The following is an 18,102-nucleotide window of genomic DNA, read 5'->3' on the forward strand; positions in this document are numbered from 1 at the left end:
ATAACCTTCATGTTTGTTAATTATTTCTGTCATGTTTCTTGTCCACACTTCCTCTCGCTTAACTACTTATAAAACTCTAATTTAAAATCAAACCTAACACTGGGGAAGTGAAACCATGAGTAAGGAAACCTTCGACGCAACGCGTTATAACCGCAGCAATAACAAACCATTTGAAGAAGTATTAGAAGCGAGCTTATCTCGTCGTAGTATTCTTAAAGGTGGTTTGGGCATCAGTGCTATGACTGCGTTTGGTGCTTTTGGCTTGGCTGGGTGTAACTCGTCTAGCTCAGGCAGTTCGGTAAGTAGCGCTTCTGGCGTATCATCAGCAGTTCTGAATTTTGAATCGATCCCTGGTTCGTTAACTGATGCTGTCTCTATTCCATCAGGTTACACTGCTCAAGTTTTAGTTCCTTGGGGTACTCCGCTGAATGCACAAGGCAATGCTTGGAAAAATGACGGTTCTAACACCGGTACAGACCAGCTTAATGCTTTGGGTATGCACCATGACGGCATGCACTTCTTCCCTCTGAATGACAACACGACAGATGGCCTGCTATGTATCAACCACGAATACATTGATGAAAATGCTTTGCATCCAAATGGTCCAACTGTTGAAAATAATGTGCGTACTATCGTTGACGAAGTGCGTAAAGAGATCAATGCGCACGGCGTATCTGTTGTCCGCATCCAGTTAGAAGACAATATGTGGAAACTGGTTGATACCGATCCACTAAACCGTCGTTACACCGGCGCTACAGTGATGGATTTATCTGGCCCACTTGCTCATACAGAACTAGCGGTTACACGTTTTTCTCCTGACGGTAGTCAGGCTCGAGGTACACTGAATAACTGTGGTAATGGCTACACGCCTTGGGGCACTTACTTAACGTGTGAAGAAAACTGGCCTGGTTATTTTACGAATGCTGGTGAGCGTACAGAAGATCAAGACCGTATTGGTATTGAATCAGGAAGCACTCGTTACCTATGGGAATCTCTGGCAGGTAATGCAGAAGAGCGTTTGGATGAATTTGCTCGTTTTAACTTAGCTCCAACTGGTGCTAGCTCAGCGGATGACTACCGCAATGAAGCAAATGGCCACGGCTACATCGTTGAAATTGACCCTTACACACAAAACTCTCGTGCTAAGAAGCGTACTGCACTAGGTCGTTTCCGTCATGAAGGATGTACATTCGCTAAGCTAGAAGAAGGTAAACCAGTGGTATTTTACTCTGGTCACGATTCTCGCTTTGAATACCTTTACAAGTTTGAATCAGCTGCGGCTTGGGAAGCTGCTGATGCAAATCCAGCTAATCGCCTTGCTACTGGTGATAAGTACATGGACGAAGGTACACTTTATGTTGCTCTTTTCAACGAAGACAGCACTGGTACGTGGCTACCACTAACGCTAGATAGCATGACTACCTCTGGTGGTACATTAGCGGATCATTTTGATTCTCTTGCTGAAATTATTTTGAACACTGCAGGTGCAGCTGACCTTGTTGGCGCAACGCCAATGGATCGCCCTGAATGGTGTACAGTTGACCCATTCACAGGTTCTGTTTACTTAACACTAACCAACAATACTTCACGTGATGAAGCAAACGTGGCAAACCCACGTCTAAACAACAAGTTCGGTCACGTGATCCGTTGGGATGAAGGTGAGTCAGCAACAGAATTTACCTGGGATATCTTTGTATTTGGTTCACCAGCAAATGGTGATGCAGACACAAACCGTTCAAGCCTAACGGAACTGAACCAGTTTGCTAGCCCTGACGGCTTGTCATTCGATGGCCGTGGTATCCTTTGGATTCAAACTGATAACGGTGCGGATGAAGTAACTTCATACACTAACGACCAGATGTTGGCGGTTGTACCATCAAAACTGACTGATGAGAATGGCGAACAAGTGACAATTGGTGCGGAAAACCAAGCGGAGCTGAAACGTTTCTTCGTTGGTCCAAACGGATGTGAAGTCACTGGCTTTACCATCAGCCCGGACTACAAGTCTCTGTTTGTGAACATCCAGCACCCAGGTAACTGGCCATACAGTGATGATGCTGCAGAAGAAACACCAGCAGGTACAACGGTTCGTCCACGCGCTTCGACGGTTGTAATTCGCCGTGAAGACGGTGGCGAAATCGCAGTGTAACCTCCACTGATTCTCACATAAATAACAAAGCCCTGCTTATCAAACAAGCAGGGCCTTTTGTCTTAAGATGCTGGGTTTTCTTTTACTGAGCGGGCGGCGAAGAACGATGGCTTTTTCGCGTCTGAAGTGTTTTCTAATCTCTCTGCTTCTGCTTCTGCTTCGATAAAGCTGTCTATGCGTTAAGTGAGTGTCGAAACAAATTTACGTGAAAAGTAGTTATCTTCACCAAAAAGCGTCACTCGGTTACGCCCGGTATGCTTGGAGCAATATAGTGCTTCGTCTGCTTGTGTAAGCGCTTCTTCCAATTGAATTCCATAAACCAATTCACTGATACCAAAGCTCATCGTGATCGTACGTCCAAATGATTGAAGAGACGCATCGTTCTCAACGGAAGTTCTAATATTCTCTGCAAAACGTTTGGTTTGGCCTGATTTCTCTAAAACAATGATCATAAACTCATCGCCACCCACTCGTACCGCGCAAGCCGATTCAGGTAAGTGCTCTTTAATGATCTTGGCGACCTTTTCCATCACTTTATCGCCCGCTGTATGTCCGTACTGGTCGTTAATGGCTTTAAATCGGTCTATATCGGCCATAACGATACTGACGGGGTTGCCTTGCTGAATGGCGTTGCAAATCAGTGTCGGAATGATCTCTTCCAGAGCTCGACGATTATAGAGTCCTGTCAACGCATCTCGTTGGGACAGATTATTAATAGACAAGACCAAACGAGCGTTAATTAGCCATAACATGCTAAAGCTCAAGGCAACGATAAGGCAGATACCAAACAAAAATGCCAGTTGATGAACTAATCCTGCATGCATAAAACTGGTTGTTTCGGGCGCAGCCATTGTCCAAATCGTTCTTCCCACCATAAAAACGCTGTAGCTGGCAAAAGAAATGGCCATGATGTTTACTGGTAGGTTTAGATCCTCATTTTTACCTCGCAACATCGCTATTGAAGAACACAAAGTGACGACAGAGAGATAAGTACTGTGGCAGATCATACGAGTTTTAATCGAAGGCTCGTACACACTGTAGTAATATAGGAGGCCGCTGACAAGGGGAATAAAGCACGCCATGGTGTGCGCGAGTTTTAAGGGAAAACCTCTAAAGATACTGACGCTATATAACGAAAGTAAGAAGCCGACTAAAATAAACGTATTCGAAACTACAATAGTGAGCCAATCGGGACCGATACCTCGAAATCCAAGACAGAATGGTCCTAAGCCAAGAAACAATAGAGAAATCGCGAAGGTATTTAATCCTTGTATTTTACTCTGAGAGTATTGGTAGCAAAGGAGACAGGCAGAGTAGATACAAGAAAATAGAATAATAATAAAGTTAAGCGTTCTTATATCTAAGAAATGATCATCCATACGTGCTCCACATTGAGCTAAAGTAAAGGCAATTCCTTTGCCTTATACCAAAAATAAACGCCTAACATATTAACGGAATTATAAATAGTTGTCTTATCTTAAACCGCTATTCTTTTACTAACGTCAGGCTTTCGACTTGTTCCGCTTTTCGAGAGAAGACAAGTCCCACAATGGCCATGATGACGCTAGGAACAATCCAGCTAGCGAATTCATTGTAAAGTGGCATATTACCGCTCATCCATTGATCCATATGTTCTGGCATCTTGCCTAAAATATGCAGTGCGTCCAGACAACCAAACACTAATGCAGTGAATGCGGTAACAACGATCATGGTTTGAGACATTTTATTACGTACAGGTGCCATCAGCATCAATGCAATCGCAACCGGATGAAGTGCGACTACTGCAGGTAATGTGATAGCTAATAACTGCTCAAGTCCAACGTTGGCAACTAAACCAGCCAATATCATCGTGGTAACAACACAACCTTTGTAATTGACTTTGCTAAAGGTGTTGTCGTAAAACTCACTACCCGCTGTCGTTACGCCAATCGCTGTGGTTAAACAGGCTAGTACCATGACAGCGCCCAACAAAAGCGAGCCAAATGCGCCAAAGTGATTGAAGGTAAATGCCGTTAAGATGTCACCACCGTTAGTGAACTCTGAACCCAGATAAGTGCTGGTTGAGCCAATATACGCCAACGAAATGTAAACAAACGCCATTGCCACGGCATACATCAAGGCTGCAATCAACGTGTATTTTGCCGTCGCTTTCGGGCAGTCCACACCCATACTGCGAATCGCACGGAAGATGATCCAACCAAATCCGATCGATCCCAACGCGTCCATCGTCATATATCCCTGAGTTAAACCTTCTGCAAAAGCACCACTTACATATGCACCGCTTGCCTGAGTGAGTTCACCGGCAGGGTAAATCAATGCCGTCACGGACATGATCACTAAAATTGCCATCAATGCGGGAGTCAGTATTTTGCCTAAGTTATCAATCAACTTCCCAGGGTAAAGCGCAAACAAAATGGTGACAGCGCAGAACACTAAGGTGAAAGGTATCAAAGCCGCGTCGCCAAAGATGGGTGCGAAGCTAAACTGGTAAGCCACCGTAATCGCGCGTGGGATCACGAAGGCAGGGCCGATGACGATAAAGACCATCACCCAAAAGCTGGTTGCAAGCGGTTTTGGTAGGGCGGAGGTTAATTTGTCAGAGCCATTTACCATTGCGACAATCACTAATGCCATGGCTGGTAATCCAACCCCAGTTAAGAGGAAGCCTGACATTCCGCTCAGAAAGTTTTCACCCGCCTGGTAACCCAAAAATGGAGGGAAGATAAGGTTACCTGCGCCCAAATACATGGCGAAAGTCATGAAGCCTAAAGCAGCGATATTGCGTGCGCTTAACATTGTTATTCCTCTTATGTTTCGCTTGGAAGAACCTGAAAGGAATGGGGAAGTATTGAGTGACCCGCCAGCTTCTTCTCAAGCTGACAGAAAGTGTGGTATTACCCGTCAGCTCTAAATAAGTTTCAGAGAGAGCAGGAGGAGGACCGCAGCAGCGATGCCTGAAGGGCATTTTGAAGCAAATGATTGCACAGTCGCTGACATGAGAGATCCTTAGTAGTGAAAAAAGCCAAACAAAACATTTAACTTGGCGTGGGGGTACATTAACGAATTGGGGGGGATAGACACAACCCCGAAGTATAAAATAAGTTGATATGGTTAACCTTTGTTTCCAACTTGGCTTTTTGAACTGGATATGTGTTTTATATTTGGAATATATCTCTGATCAAATAATTAACATCTATCCATTTGATTGAAAAATGTCCAGTATTTGGCGTTTTCATCTACTAGTACATGGGTGGGCTCTCAACTGATCGAGGGTAACTATATAGCTATCCGGGTGCATAAAAGAGAGATTCCTCATATGCATCGCCATCTGAACGAACCCACTAAATTCTCGGGATAAGAGATAGATGCGTCGTCAGAGCCGGATTGTGCGTTTTTCGATATATACCAATGTTGGTTCGTGTGGCAGGCTGCGCGGTATTCTTTGTCAACTTTGTTTACAGTAGTGGGCAGTTTTTTCGTGGCAACCATCTCAAGTCAGGGTTTTACAAGAGGTCGTATGAAATCAGTCTATGACTACATAGTCGTTGGTGGCGGTATCGTTGGAGTATCTACAGCTTGGCAATTACAGAAACGCCATCCTGATCGTTCCATATTGCTGGTGGAGAAAGAGTCTGGTTTTGCCAAACACCAGACAGGGCACAACAGTGGCGTGATTCACGCTGGTGTCTACTACACGCCCGGCAGTTTGAAAGCCGAATTTTGTAAACGCGGAGTTGAGAGCACCATCGCATTCTGCACTGAGCACGATATTCCTGTCGAGAACTGCGGCAAACTATTGGTGGCAACGAATGAGCAAGAAGTAAATCGAATTCATGCACTCTACGAGCGTTGTCATATCAACGGCATAGAAGCAGAACTGCTCGATCAGGCACAGCTAAAGCTGGCGGAGCCAAACGTGACGGGATTGGGGGCGATTTACGTCAAAGCCACCAGTATTGTTGACTATCGATTAGTCACGGAGCAAATGGCTAAAGAGTTCCAAAAACTCGGTGGGCAAGTCAGTTTGCGTACTCAGGTGGTAGCGATCGAAGAAAAAGACGAAGAGGTGCAGCTTACTGGCATATCTGATGGTCAGTCGATGCAGCTTAACTGCAAAATGCTGATGACCTGCAGTGGCTTGATGGCTGACCGCATGACCAAGATGATGGGCATTAAAACCGATTTTCAGATCATCCCGTATCGCGGCGAATATTATCGTTTAGATAGCAAACACAATAACGTGGTCAACCATCTGATATACCCAATTCCTGATCCGGATTTACCCTTTTTGGGTGTCCATCTCACTCGTATGATTGATGGCTCGGTAACGGTAGGGCCGAATGCCGTGCAAGGGTGGAAACGAGAAGGCTATGGTAAGGTGAACTTTAGTTACCGGGACACATGGAGGATGCTGCGTTTTTCAGGCTTTTGGAAAGTGACGCGAAAGCACCTGAAAACCGGATTAGACGAGTTAATCAATTCTTGGTGGAAACCCGGCTACTTAAAGCTGGTCAATAAATATTGTCCAAGTATCCAAGTTGAAGATCTTAAACCCCACCCGGCAGGTATTCGTGCTCAGGCTGTGTTATCTGATGGCACGTTAGTGCACGATTTTTTGTTTGCGGAAACAGCAAGAAGTCTACATGTGTGCAATGCTCCATCACCAGCAGCAACCTCAGCGATGCCAATCGGAGAGTACATTTGCGATAAGGTAGATGCGAAAGTGATGGCTAAAGTGGATATAGGCCAAAGTCTTCAAGATGAGAAATGACTGGTCATATATCGATTTACGCTAGCTTAAGCGTAATTCGTACGAATTGGTCATCTTGATACTGCACTTCGTAATTAAATGTGTTGTTGGCGTAAATACTGCCTAAAAACAGTGAACGCTGGCTCATGGGGCCGCGGAACAGCATCGAGATAGGGGCGATTAAGGCGTTATTATCGTCGAAATGTCGGTTTAAGTTGTCGGATAACACGCACAATAAGCAGCCATGCTGATCATGAGAAAGATCGACATCTTCTGGACGAGAGAGTAGTACGGTGGTGCCTAATTTCTTCTCGATTTCATTAATAAGCAGCAGGTAACTGTCCAGATGAGGTTGAGGGTTGCCTGATTTATCTGCGTTGACACAACGTTCGAGTAAGACTTCAAGGTTGCCACTTTCCCCTTTCGCCTGTTGAGTCAGAGACTTTAACGGCTTTTTAATCAGCTTGTAGCGATTGCTTTTCAATTTGGGCTTGAGCCACTTTTGCAGCAGATCGTTGCGCTCTTTTAGAGGGAGAGGGTGTGAAGACGCCTGAATTTTGAAGTGCAGATGCAGTAAAGCATGCACAGCAAGTTCGCTCAGAAGTTGGTTAGCATCTGTGGATGGTCTTACCTGCTTAGAACTTTGCATTACACTCAAACGAAATTTAAATAAGAAGGATAATGGTGCCGAGAGAGGGACTCGAACCCTCACACCTAAGGCACTAGCACCTCATGCTAGCGTGTCTACCAATTTCACCATCTCGGCATCATGATGCTCTGCATTGCAGAGGCTTCAGAAAGAAGCGAATCGAATTGTATAACCAAAATCTATCTGTTGGCGAGAGTAAAGTCGCTGATTTTTAGCCTTTCGAGTTTGATTGCACATTTATTGTTCGCTTTTCAGCGTTGTTCGATATTATTTACCTTAATATCCTTAAATTTGTTGATGATATGAGTTAAAAAATGACTGGTTTGAATGATTTATGAACGCTTGAAGGTTAGCGTTCATAAAATTGATACATGTTGTTTTTTTAGTGGCTACTCAGTCATCCCGTTTTATTATGCTTAAGATTTCGGTACCAGACCGTAAGGTATCGATTTAAAAGCTTTTGGCTGATCGATGTAGGTCGGCCCACGATTGATACCTTGCCAATCTAACAGCATGATGGCTAACACATTACGATGTGCACCAAGCTTAAGATCAAAGTTTCCCTTAACCGATGGGATCATACCGTGCTCCGTATTTATGGCGTTACGTATCGCATGGCGTGTCTTTTCAACGACAGGATCATTCTCCAGGCCGGCCAAAAGGAAAGCAATGCCTACTTCAACAATTACGTCCTCTTTGCAACGGTGTAGGATGGTATCGATGTTGTTGCGAAAGTAGTCGTAAATCCACTGATGTTCAGCCTCGCTGACCTGCTTTTGATAGTACTGCGAATCTGCAAAGATAATATGGGTAATACCATATATTTTGTTGCCATACTGCTGAGTAGAAAGCTTGCTGTCTTTATCATCAGGATAGGTCGCTTTGAACGCTGAAATAAACTCACTAACGATGTCTTGCTCACCGAGTTGGCGCAGCCAATAAACCTGATTAGCCAGTTGTGCAGCCCATGCTTCGATCATCTGAGGGTCAGTGGCATAGCGAGTAAAATCATAACGTCTAATAATCTCTCTAAGGGCAGCATCATTTTTGTGTTTCAAGCCGTATTCGTTAACTTTCGCCATGGCACCCAGTAAGTCGAGTCCAAGATAGAGGTATTCGGGATGATGTTTCGTTACCACATAACGGAGTTGACTACGTTCGCCACCTTTGTTTTGGTACTTCGCCAATTTTTGCGATGAGTACAAAACGATCTCTTCCGGTTTAACAACCTCATCGGCAAATCGGTTTAACTGGCTGGCAACTTGCGCCATATCGGTCCAAATCGTGGCAAGATACTTTTGATCTAAGGTTTGGCGATACATTCGCAGACCAAAATGGCCCTCTTTAAACGGGGGCAGAGTAAAAAGCTCGCGTTCGTAAGTGTTCCTAAGCAATTGCGCTGATTGTGCATAGCTTAAGGGCGGTGACTCAACCTGCGACGCTTGAGCATTAAAAATGAGCGAGCACGAAAGTAAAACCACTAAGCTAAAAGGCTTGATACGCATAAATTCATTCCATGAAAAACATCTGCATAAAGCTATCACCAATGTTTGCGAAAAAGTGTGAAACCTCGGTCAATTGTTCAAAATTTGTCGGAAAGTCAGATTAATACGCTCACCTTTTGGCTTTGCCGTTTTTGGTACGTAGTGCCGCCAATGATGTTGAAGTTCGCCTGCCATGATCAACAAAGCGCCATGAGAAAGCTCATATTCTATCTGGGTTTTACAATGTAAATTTCTTAGAATAAAGCGGCGACTTTCACCTAAATTCAAAGACGCGATCACAGGATTTCTGCCCAATTCCGGCTCATTATCTTGATGCCAGCCCATTGAGTCCTGTCCGTCTCGATATAAGTTTGCTAATACCGAATTAAACGGAACTCCTGCAACGGTTTCACAGCGTTTTTTCAGTGATAAGAGCTCCGGCGTCCAAGGATGAGGGGACATTGTCAGGCCAGAGTAGGTATAGACGGCATCACCGTGCCAGGCTTGCAGTCTTGGTTGAGGTACGAATTTACCGTAAATGTTAATCTGTTCTTGATGCCATGGGAGTGTCATTCTGAGCTTAGCAAAAAAGTCACTGGCTTCGCTGGCCTGGAGAAAGTTCGGGTTATAGTACAGTTTTCCCTGTTCAACTTCTTGCCAATATGGGCTTTCAAACAAGTCGCCTTGCTGCATTTCGAGTTACTCTCTTAACGAAAATTCCATTAATACTTAATGATAGCTATGAGGTATCAATTTAAAATTTGCATTCAGTGAACGAACAAAAGTTGGCTTCTTGAGGAAGTCGTTAGTAGCAATGCGGTTGATAGCATATTCGAATGTCTTCGCATATTGCAATTGCAAAATGCGATATGTTCGATTAATAAAGCAACAATATGCATCAAGATCGGACATAAATAGAGGTTTTAAAAGTTGGCACGAATTGTGCTTGTGTATGACTGACCCTTATTAAGCCGAGGGTCACCTAGCCAACTGACGTTGTTAGTGAATACATATTGTTCACAAGTTTATATCGCCAACCACAAAAATTGTGGTTGGCGTTTTTTCTTTTTAGAGACTGATCATGTTTATGTCTCTACAAGCCTCATTAGCGTCTTCACACTTGCTGTAGCAACTTGGTTGTCTTGGGCACACTGCGCCTCTTGAACAAATCAGTCGCGCCTGTGTCTGAATCCCACGTTCTATCCAGTTAATATTTAGTATCTTAGCGATGGTGGTTAAGTCCTTTTTAATGTGCGCTGGAATCATGCTGCTGCCGCCGGAAGCAACACATAAAGACTTAAGTTCTTCTGCGATGGAGACAGCATCACCACCTTGTGCAGAGATTGCCGGATTTAAGTCTATGCCTGCACACAACACTCGATTGTTCCCTGCAGGATCAAAGACATTCACTGATTCACAGCAGTAAATACGTGGCTCATCACCGACATTCAAAATTGAAATTTGCGCGGAACTGGTATCCAGTGGCTGTGCTAAACGACGAAATACTGCCCAGTGTTGACAAGGATCGTTGACCGTGCGCATGTTACCCCAAGGGAGTGGGATGCCATTACCGCGATAAACTGCTTTGAGTTTTCCTGGTCCATAAGCGTCAAAATAGTGCCAATGCGGGTATGGCGATACCACCGTCATTCGGCGCATGGCAACAGACGGGGAGACTCCCGCTTTCTTGTGCACATCGATTTCGTAGCCAGAGCGATCAAGCAACTGGCGAAATGGCACTTTAGGGCATAACAGCGCACCTGCAAAGAAGCTGGATTCGAAATCACGCCATGCTTGTAAAATATCTTGAGAGTTTAACTCTGAGCTGGAAACCGGACTGTCCATTTGCTCCCAGTTATTCTGATGACCGATGGAGAGCACATTGTTCATCGCGTCATTGCTGTGTAGTACTCTGTGGCCTATGTAGACTGCCAAGTCGTACTTCAGTCTAGTCGGATAATCACGCATCCGCTTGTTAAGATAAATGGTACCTGGCGCTTCCATAAAAGAAGTGATTAGCTGTTTCGCACTGACACCCAGTTCATCAATGACGTCTTGTGGGGCTCGGTCTACCCACCGAATGTCCAGCCCCATACTTTTCGCAATATCGATCAAGTCTTCTACCGAAAGATTCAGACGCTTAAGCCCGACTTCTTCAGCGGCGCGCTCTAAATCCGGGAAGTGGTTCTGGTGGTTCTCTTGGTGTGCGCGAATCAAGAGGTGAGCAAATTGACGTCCTGTAATTCCAGTCTGGGAGAGCATTTCAGGAATTGCAATTTGAAGAATATCATTGGAAAACAAGAAACTCGGCTCCAATGCCATACCACTAATGCCACCACGATTCCCTTTATTCGGTGTAATGGCTTCCAATTCAGGTTCATCATCTAAAAACCAGGCTGGATCTTTCTGAAAAACTTCAGCGATAACCTCAAGCATATCGATGCTTGGAACGCGTTTTCCTCGTTCAATCATCGAAAGATAAGAAACTGATGGCGCGTACTCAGGATTGATTCTTATACAGCGTGCAGACAAATCTTCCATAGTTAAATGGTTGTTTTTTCTCAGGTTGCGTATTTTTGTACCGAGAAAGTGAGACTGTCGAATTAAGCTTTTTGACACAGACATTTTTGTAAAATTCACATTGTAAAATTTTTGTTGTGAAATTGTAGTAAATATTTCGCTAATCTACATAGTGTTGAAGCAAGGAAATTAATCACCAACTTCACAGAATTGCCTGAAACTTAAACAACAGAATTAAGTTAATACTCTAGGAAGAGTTTTAAAGTACGAGGATACGACGATGAATATGCTGAACTTCGATAAAAAAGAGATGCAACAACAACAACGCCCATTTATCGCTGAAGCTGTATTTGCCGTCGAAGCGGTAAGTGCTGAGCAACAAAGCGAGAAACAAGTAAAAGCTAAGCAGCTACTCGACCGCATGTTCCCTTTAGAAAGTGGGTCACACCAAGATGTATCAAGTTATGTTATCGATTACCGCCATGTTTTGGCTTACTTTAAAGACGGTTCTCATAGTGGCTTGCAGACTCCAAAACACTTCGTGGCTTACACGGGCGAAAAAGAAGATCCAAAATCAATCCTGTTCAAGGATGAATCTGGAAACCACGTGGAAGTGATATTCGGTTGCCACAAAGGCACTGGCTGTGTTGAGCTGATGGATATTGATGATATTCAGATAGAAACTCGCATTACATTTAGCCCGGAGCTCACTGGTAACGCACCTACAGCAATGCGCCATTGGATCAGTCTGGTGAAAGGCGACAAAAATGGTAAGCCGATGGCATGCAGTGAAGATAAAGAGTACACCGCTAAAAATGGTGAAGACTACTTCTTAAGTTACTGCTACAAAGTGGATTAATTCCTAAAGCCGCACCCAACAGACAAAACCCTGCCAGCATGTGGCGGGGTTTGTTATTTTTAGAGAGATTCGGAAAGGTAGTTTTGAGTCTAAAGCCATAACAGCACTTTAAAGAGGCATCACTCGGTTCCGGCCCAACTGTTTCGCTTCATACAACTGCTTATCAGCTTTGTAGACGAAAGAGTCCGCGCTATCTCCGACTTCAAATTCCGCCACGCCGAAAGAGGCGGTGATGCTGTGGACCTGATTTCCTGTTCGTTTGTCTTTGACTCGTAGCTTTTCAATCATGCGGCGTAATGCATCAGCGTATTGGCGAACAATGCGTAGCGACTTGTTCGGTACGATCACTGCGAATTCTTCCCCACCAAAACGGTAAGCACAGGCCCCATCGCGGCAGCTCTGTTGTAGTCGACGAGCGATAGATTTCAGAACATTGTCACCAAAAAGGTGACCGTAGTTGTCGTTAAACTCTTTGAAGTGGTCAATATCAAGCATGACAAGACACATAGCTTGGTTTGCATCGACCAATGAGGCCAGATCCGCATCAAAAGCACGACGATTGTAAACGTTGGATAGTCCGTCAAATAAAGCGTCTTTTTGGACTTCTGCCAACTGATTTTTCAGGCGGGAAATTTCTTCACTCGCGTTTGTTAACTGATGATTTAGAAACTTAGTTGAGTGACGTATTTCGTGAGAGTCATTGACGAGCTGACGTATAACATGCATCACTTCTTCGATACTTAAGTTTCCGTCTTGAACGTTTTCTAACTTATTGAAGCTCTTATCTACCATATCTGAAAATGAGGATGTATCGGACAATGTATCATTCATCGAACTGGCCACTTCATTGAGTAACACTTCCAAGTTGGAACGGAGCTCTTCTAGACTGGTTTCAGCTTTATTTGCAACGTAGCGCTTATATAGCTGCGTTGTGGAAGCTGGGGGACAGATACCGTAATTTTCTAGCACGGTATCCATCTCCAGATTGAGATCCGGGATCGTTTTGTCAACGTAGGTATACCAAAGTGCGTAGTTGGCTGGTGTCGCGGCGACATAATTTTTGATCATTAGCGGCACCGCCTTTTTTAAGTTAGCGGTTGATTTTTTAAACTCGTCAGTCATTTCTGCGATGGAAGTGGCAAAATGGAATTGGCTTTAGAGTAACGGAAATTGACAGCTATCGCTTTAAATTTTTGATTCTTTTATATAAAAAATGTGGAGTCATAATAAAATTCAATTGATTTAAATACTCATTTTCAAAAGCTATGTGTTTTTTCATTCGCTATAGAGAAACCAAATCAGGAGCATAAAGTACGTTCTCGCTTCGCGCTATTGTCTAAATGGCGTAAGTCGTAATGATTGACGACTCCGCCGACATCGCTCTGAGCAGTAAACCACATCTGCCCAATCCTTCGCCCATTTCTTTCTCCATGAAAATGGGCGTCCACAGACCGGGCAGGTTTTCGTTGGTAACTTGGGTTTAAAGCCCTTCATGCTCTTTTATCACTTGAAAAGGTACAAGTAATCGCTGTAACCCTGTTTAGCCATTTTATTTACCGGAACAAACTTCATTGCCGCTGAATTCATGCAATAGCGCAATCCGGTTGGTTTTGGACCATCTTCAAAAACATGACCAAGGTGTGAGTCACCGAACTTACTGCGAACCTCAGTTCTTGGATATAACAACTTATAATCGGTTTTTTCTACGATATACCCCGGATTAATCGGCTTGGTAAAGCTTGGCCAACCAGTACCGGATTTGTATTTGTCAGTCGAGGAGAAGAGTGGTTCACCGGTAACAATATCGACGTAAATTCCGGCTTCTTTATTATCCCAATACTCATTTTCGAACGGCTTTTCCGTTCCTTCTTCTTGCGTGACGTAATACTGCATCTCGGTTAAGGTAGACTTAATCTTGGTCGGGGACGGTTTGCTGTATGTTTTTACTTTCGACAGCAAATTCTTCTCTTCAATCAGTTGGCGAAGGGTTTTTGGGCGCTCTTTACGGTCATCACCAAAAACTTCATCCAGATATTTGTCGCGACCTGATGCGTAGCGATAGTATTTGTATTTAAGACTGCTCTTTTTGTAGTAGTCCTGATGATACGCTTCGGCAGGGTAGAATTTTTCAAATTTTATCAGCTCAGTTTTGAGTGGTTTTGGATAGATTTTCGCTTTCTCGATTTCCATCATAAATTGCTCGGCAATCTGTTTTTGCTGAGTGTTGTGATAAAAAATCGCAGGGCGATATTGCGGGCCGCGATCAACGAAAGATCCTTTATCATCAGTCGGGTCGATATGTCGGAAAAAGTAATCCAGCACCTGTTCGTAACTCACCATATTTGGATCGTACTTCACCTCGATCGATTCAATATGGCCGCTCTTACCAGAAGAGACTTGTTTATAGGTTGGGTTTTCAACGTGTCCGCCCGAATAACCAGAAACCACGCCTAATACACCAGGTAGTTGTTCTAAATCTGATTCTGTACACCAAAAGCAACCGCCAGCAAGCGTGGCAATTTCCACTTTCTCTGACGCAGTAGTTTTACTCATTGTATCTGCACTACCAGCTTTACTTAGCAACAGGAACAAAACTGGAAGCACGAAAGATAATCCTATCAATAGTTTAGATGATTTTTTCATAGCGTCCTCAAATATTGTTTTTCAACTGATACGTAAGTAGAAAGGCAACCGAGCGAAAAAATTGCACTATTTTTGAAAATTTCTTTGCCCTTTTTTCTAACAAAGATAGAGTATCCGCATGGAAAACACTGCTCATTTTATCAATGAGTAGGCGATGAAATGTGAGGAAAACCATGCAAGCAGAAGTTAAATGGGTCGAAAATTTTAAGTTCCTTGGCCAGTCTCAATCTGGTCACTCCATCGTGATGGATGGCAATGGCGGTGCGACGGCACCAAGTCCGATGGAAATGGTGTTGATGGCTGCTGGTGGTTGTAGCTCTGTGGATGTTGTGGATGGTTTAAAATCGGCAGCGCAAAAAGTAACCTCAGTTAACGCTAAGTTAACCGCAGACCGCCGTGAAACGGCACCGCGTATTTTTACTCAAGTGAACATCCATTTCGAAGTCTCTGGTGAAGACCTTAATCCGGAGATTGTGGCTCAAGTAGCGGCCGATTCACTCGAAAAATACTGTTCTGTGTGTCTGATGTTAGGTCAGGGTGTTGAGATGACCCACAGCTGGGAAATTGTATAAGCCCCGCAAAGTTGGAAAATTCAGAAAATGGGAAAGAGAAAAGCGCTGACTTTTCTCTTTTTTTTATCCTCAAATCACGTACTGTTTGCGGTGTTTAAAGTAGTAGGAGTTCCCAATGACAGAATTAGAAAAAATGATGTCTGGCCGTGTGTTTAATGGTATGGACGAATCAATTGATGCCATCAGAACTCACGCCACACATGCACTGCGCGCACTCAACAGCAATACAGATGAAAGCAAACGCGATGAGCTGCAAAAGCAGCTATTTGGTAAGGCGGGTTTGTGTATTGTTCAAGCTCCCTTTCATTGCGAATTCGGTAAAACCATTGAAATTGGTGAAGAGACCTTTATCAATATGAACGTGGTGATGCTCGACGGTGCGAAAATCACCATTGGAAACCACGTGTTGATTGGACCAAGCGCACAGTTTTACACCGCATCTCATTCTCTGGACTATCGTAGTCGCCGCCGCTGGGAGACGTTTTGCAAACCGATCACTATCGAAGACGATGTATGGATCGGTGGTAATGCGGTCATTAATCAAGGTGTCACTATTGGTGCTCGTTCAATCATCGCTGCAAACTCAGTGGTAAACAGTGATGTGCCTCCAGATTGCCTATACGGCGGTACACCTGCAAAACTGATTCGTCGTTTGGACGAAGAAATTTAGGTTAACATCGCTCCCTCATCACCTGAGATCCCTGAATTCAGAGGTGCTCGCCTACTGTTTTCGCCTGCTCAATCATCAGGCTTTAATCAACGGATCGTCGAAGTCGCTAATGACATTATTTCTCTGGGATTCTGTTTGAAAATTCCGGGGTTGAGTTCAGGGGGAGTTTCTGTTGTTTTACTCTGTAAGCTTCTAATATGGTTGTATTTTATATCCTTTCCTGTGAATTGAATCGCATTTATTTCCATTCCATATAAATTATTATTTGTGAATAATAATTCAATATTATGCAGACCAAGTGTGCTATTAAATAATATGCCAGTCCATATATATTCATTTGGTGAATTTTTTCATCGTTTTTATTCATGATAATTTGACTATATATTCAAACGACTTTAGATTCGAGTCAATATATTAGGTAATCTGAATTTGATTTTATTTATGTATTTTGTGTTAAATACATTCTTAATTATCAATCACAAATAGTTATGATGACATCTCTAATGTGTAGCGTGCGAGTTTTATAAATGAGCAATTGGTTTGTCTATATAATTTAAATCACCATAACAAGGGTTTTTATTGTTATAGAAATAGAGTTAGCGATTATAGATCATTCGTCTGATTTGTTTTTGTTGATGCTAGTTTTTTGATAATTAACAATTTATATATTTTCTCTTATTTTATTTGAATGAAGGTGGTTAATTATATTTGTTATATGGAATTTATAATTAATTAGCTCAGTAAAAGTGACGTACTGATAACCTAAATAAATAGTATTAATAACAAATAAGGATTTAACCATAAGAGTAATCTTGTGGTTGATAGGTTTATTGGATTTTATGGAATATCATGCCAATAATCTGTTTGTCTTTAAGTTTATTCTAATAAACTTAATTTTCATGGAAGTATTAAAACATGCAGCACACAACAAAGTGGATGATGACGCCGCTTGCAATGTTGTTGGGTACGCTATTTTCAATGCCGTCATTCGCAGAGGAAACGAGTGTATTCGATAGCAGCGGGAAAGAATCTACACACAATGAAGGAGACACGTCCTGTATTGTTTGCAAGTTAAGTGGGGCCGTTTACCTATCTTACGATACAAACATTTACGATAGAGACGATTACCGAGCCGTCCGTAATTTCTCTTGGGGAGGCAATCTAAGTTATTCCCTTTCTAGTGATACAAAAGCCTACTTTTCTGCTGGTGGTTATCGGGCCCTAGAAGATGAAGTAGGGACTTACTCAACAGACTCGGTGTTAGGCCTGAAACACTCGAACCTTTATCGCTTTGGTGATACGGGAAATATTGGCGTTGCTGGTCAACTCACAATACCTACCTCAGAAGACTCTCGTAAAGATGAACTGCAAACGGCATTGCGTTTGGAATTGCCTATTTATTTTTCTTTTTGGAGTGTCGACTTCTCTATTTCTCCAAGACTCAGGAAGAACTTTCACAAATACAAAACTATGGGTGGACGATCACTTACTGAGTGGAGTTATTCCTTGTTTTCTGTGGCTGAAAAGTCATGGGAATCGCTCTCTTTGGGCATAACGGCTTTAGGCGGAAATACGATTAGTTATCAAGGTACTCGCAGAAGCAGTTGGAAATACGAAGGTGCTTTGTACGGCTCATATAAGTTTGATGAGAACTGGTCTTTTCTACTGGCCGCCTCATCGACAGGTTTCTACCACGATGCTGAGCAAGGCACATTGGGCAACATTGATTTGTTAGACCAAGAGAACGCTTCGTACATTGCCACAGCGACTTACTCCTTCTAGGAAAATAAAAATTAAGGATATCCA

The 18,102-nt window shown here is 43.3% G+C and carries 15 protein-coding genes and 1 tRNA gene; 6 read left to right on the top strand and 10 right to left on the bottom strand.

Translation table 11 applies throughout. From position 1 onward, the window contains the following. Positions 1-115: 115 nt before the first annotated feature. Entirely contained in the window at positions 116-2,149 is a 2,034-nt protein-coding gene (locus ACWYU8_RS17825; RefSeq protein ID WP_457521072.1) for a PhoX family protein, read from the top strand. A 179-nt stretch (positions 2,150-2,328) separates the two neighbouring features. Here the strand turns inward: ACWYU8_RS17825 and ACWYU8_RS17830 are convergent, their stop codons facing one another. Beyond that, entirely contained in the window at positions 2,329-3,528 is a 1,200-nt protein-coding gene (locus ACWYU8_RS17830) for a GGDEF domain-containing protein (RefSeq protein WP_457521073.1), read from the bottom strand. A 106-nt stretch (positions 3,529-3,634) separates the two neighbouring features. Next, positions 3,635-4,945 (bottom strand): branched-chain amino acid transport system II carrier protein, encoded by a 1,311-nt coding sequence (brnQ, locus tag ACWYU8_RS17835; RefSeq protein ID WP_457521074.1) that lies wholly within the window; start codon positions 4,943-4,945, stop codon positions 3,635-3,637. Positions 4,946-5,666: 721 nt separating this feature from the next. On the opposite strand from brnQ, the gene lhgO reads away from it, so the two are divergent. After that, positions 5,667-6,920, top strand: a complete 1,254-nt coding sequence (gene lhgO / locus ACWYU8_RS17840; RefSeq protein ID WP_457521075.1) for an L-2-hydroxyglutarate oxidase — start codon at positions 5,667-5,669, stop codon at positions 6,918-6,920. A gap of 16 nt (positions 6,921-6,936) precedes the next feature. On the opposite strand, the gene ACWYU8_RS17845 is transcribed toward lhgO, so the two are convergent. The 5 genes from ACWYU8_RS17845 to ACWYU8_RS17865 all read right to left on the bottom strand — a co-directional run bounded on the left by ACWYU8_RS17845 (position 6,937) and on the right by ACWYU8_RS17865 (position 11,657). Then, the gene (locus ACWYU8_RS17845) at positions 6,937-7,548 is read right to left on the bottom strand and encodes a DUF2913 family protein (protein WP_457521076.1); all 612 of its coding nucleotides are present in this window, start codon (positions 7,546-7,548) and stop codon (positions 6,937-6,939) included. A gap of 33 nt (positions 7,549-7,581) precedes the next feature. Beyond that, positions 7,582-7,665, bottom strand: a tRNA-Leu gene (locus ACWYU8_RS17850). A gap of 299 nt (positions 7,666-7,964) precedes the next feature. Further along, positions 7,965-9,053: a DUF3541 domain-containing protein gene (locus tag ACWYU8_RS17855; protein ID WP_457521077.1), complete on the bottom strand. Its 1,089-nt coding sequence runs from the start codon at positions 9,051-9,053 to the stop codon at positions 7,965-7,967. Between the two features lie 69 nt (positions 9,054-9,122). Then, complete coding sequence (locus tag ACWYU8_RS17860; protein ID WP_457521078.1) at positions 9,123-9,725, bottom strand: alpha-ketoglutarate-dependent dioxygenase AlkB family protein; 603 nt, start codon at positions 9,723-9,725, stop codon at positions 9,123-9,125. 375 nt (positions 9,726-10,100) lie between these two features. Beyond that, the gene (locus ACWYU8_RS17865; RefSeq protein ID WP_457521079.1) at positions 10,101-11,657 is read right to left on the bottom strand and encodes a DUF3612 domain-containing protein; all 1,557 of its coding nucleotides are present in this window, start codon (positions 11,655-11,657) and stop codon (positions 10,101-10,103) included. A gap of 175 nt (positions 11,658-11,832) precedes the next feature. Here ACWYU8_RS17865 and ACWYU8_RS17870 point away from each other — a divergent pair, with 175 nt between their 5' ends. Next, entirely contained in the window at positions 11,833-12,411 is a 579-nt protein-coding gene (locus ACWYU8_RS17870; protein ID WP_457521080.1) for a hypothetical protein, read from the top strand. Positions 12,412-12,519: 108 nt separating this feature from the next. Here ACWYU8_RS17870 and gefA read toward each other — a convergent pair whose 3' ends face one another. From gefA to msrB, 3 genes are all read right to left on the bottom strand, one after another. Beyond that, entirely contained in the window at positions 12,520-13,533 is a 1,014-nt protein-coding gene (gene gefA / locus ACWYU8_RS17875) for a diguanylate cyclase GefA (RefSeq protein WP_457521081.1), read from the bottom strand. 207 nt (positions 13,534-13,740) lie between these two features. Then, positions 13,741-13,905 (bottom strand): DUF2256 domain-containing protein, encoded by a 165-nt coding sequence (locus ACWYU8_RS17880; RefSeq protein WP_457521082.1) that lies wholly within the window; start codon positions 13,903-13,905, stop codon positions 13,741-13,743. Between the two features lie 9 nt (positions 13,906-13,914). Next, the gene (gene msrB, locus ACWYU8_RS17885) at positions 13,915-15,054 is read right to left on the bottom strand and encodes a peptide-methionine (R)-S-oxide reductase MsrB (RefSeq protein ID WP_457521083.1); all 1,140 of its coding nucleotides are present in this window, start codon (positions 15,052-15,054) and stop codon (positions 13,915-13,917) included. A 173-nt stretch (positions 15,055-15,227) separates the two neighbouring features. Between msrB and ACWYU8_RS17890 the strand changes: the two genes are divergently transcribed. From ACWYU8_RS17890 to ACWYU8_RS17900, 3 genes are all read left to right on the top strand, one after another. After that, positions 15,228-15,626 carry an OsmC family protein gene (locus tag ACWYU8_RS17890; protein WP_457521084.1) on the top strand — a complete coding sequence of 133 codons (399 nt, stop codon included), beginning with the start codon at positions 15,228-15,230 and terminating at the stop codon, positions 15,624-15,626. Between the two features lie 115 nt (positions 15,627-15,741). Beyond that, positions 15,742-16,296, top strand: a complete 555-nt coding sequence (locus tag ACWYU8_RS17895; RefSeq protein ID WP_457521085.1) for a sugar O-acetyltransferase — start codon at positions 15,742-15,744, stop codon at positions 16,294-16,296. A gap of 915 nt (positions 16,297-17,211) precedes the next feature. Continuing rightward, a complete protein-coding gene (locus ACWYU8_RS17900; RefSeq protein WP_457521086.1) occupies positions 17,212-18,078 on the top strand; it encodes a hypothetical protein in 867 nt (288 codons plus the stop codon). Positions 18,079-18,102 lie beyond the last annotated feature (24 nt).

This window comes from Vibrio limimangrovi (genome assembly GCF_054064025.1).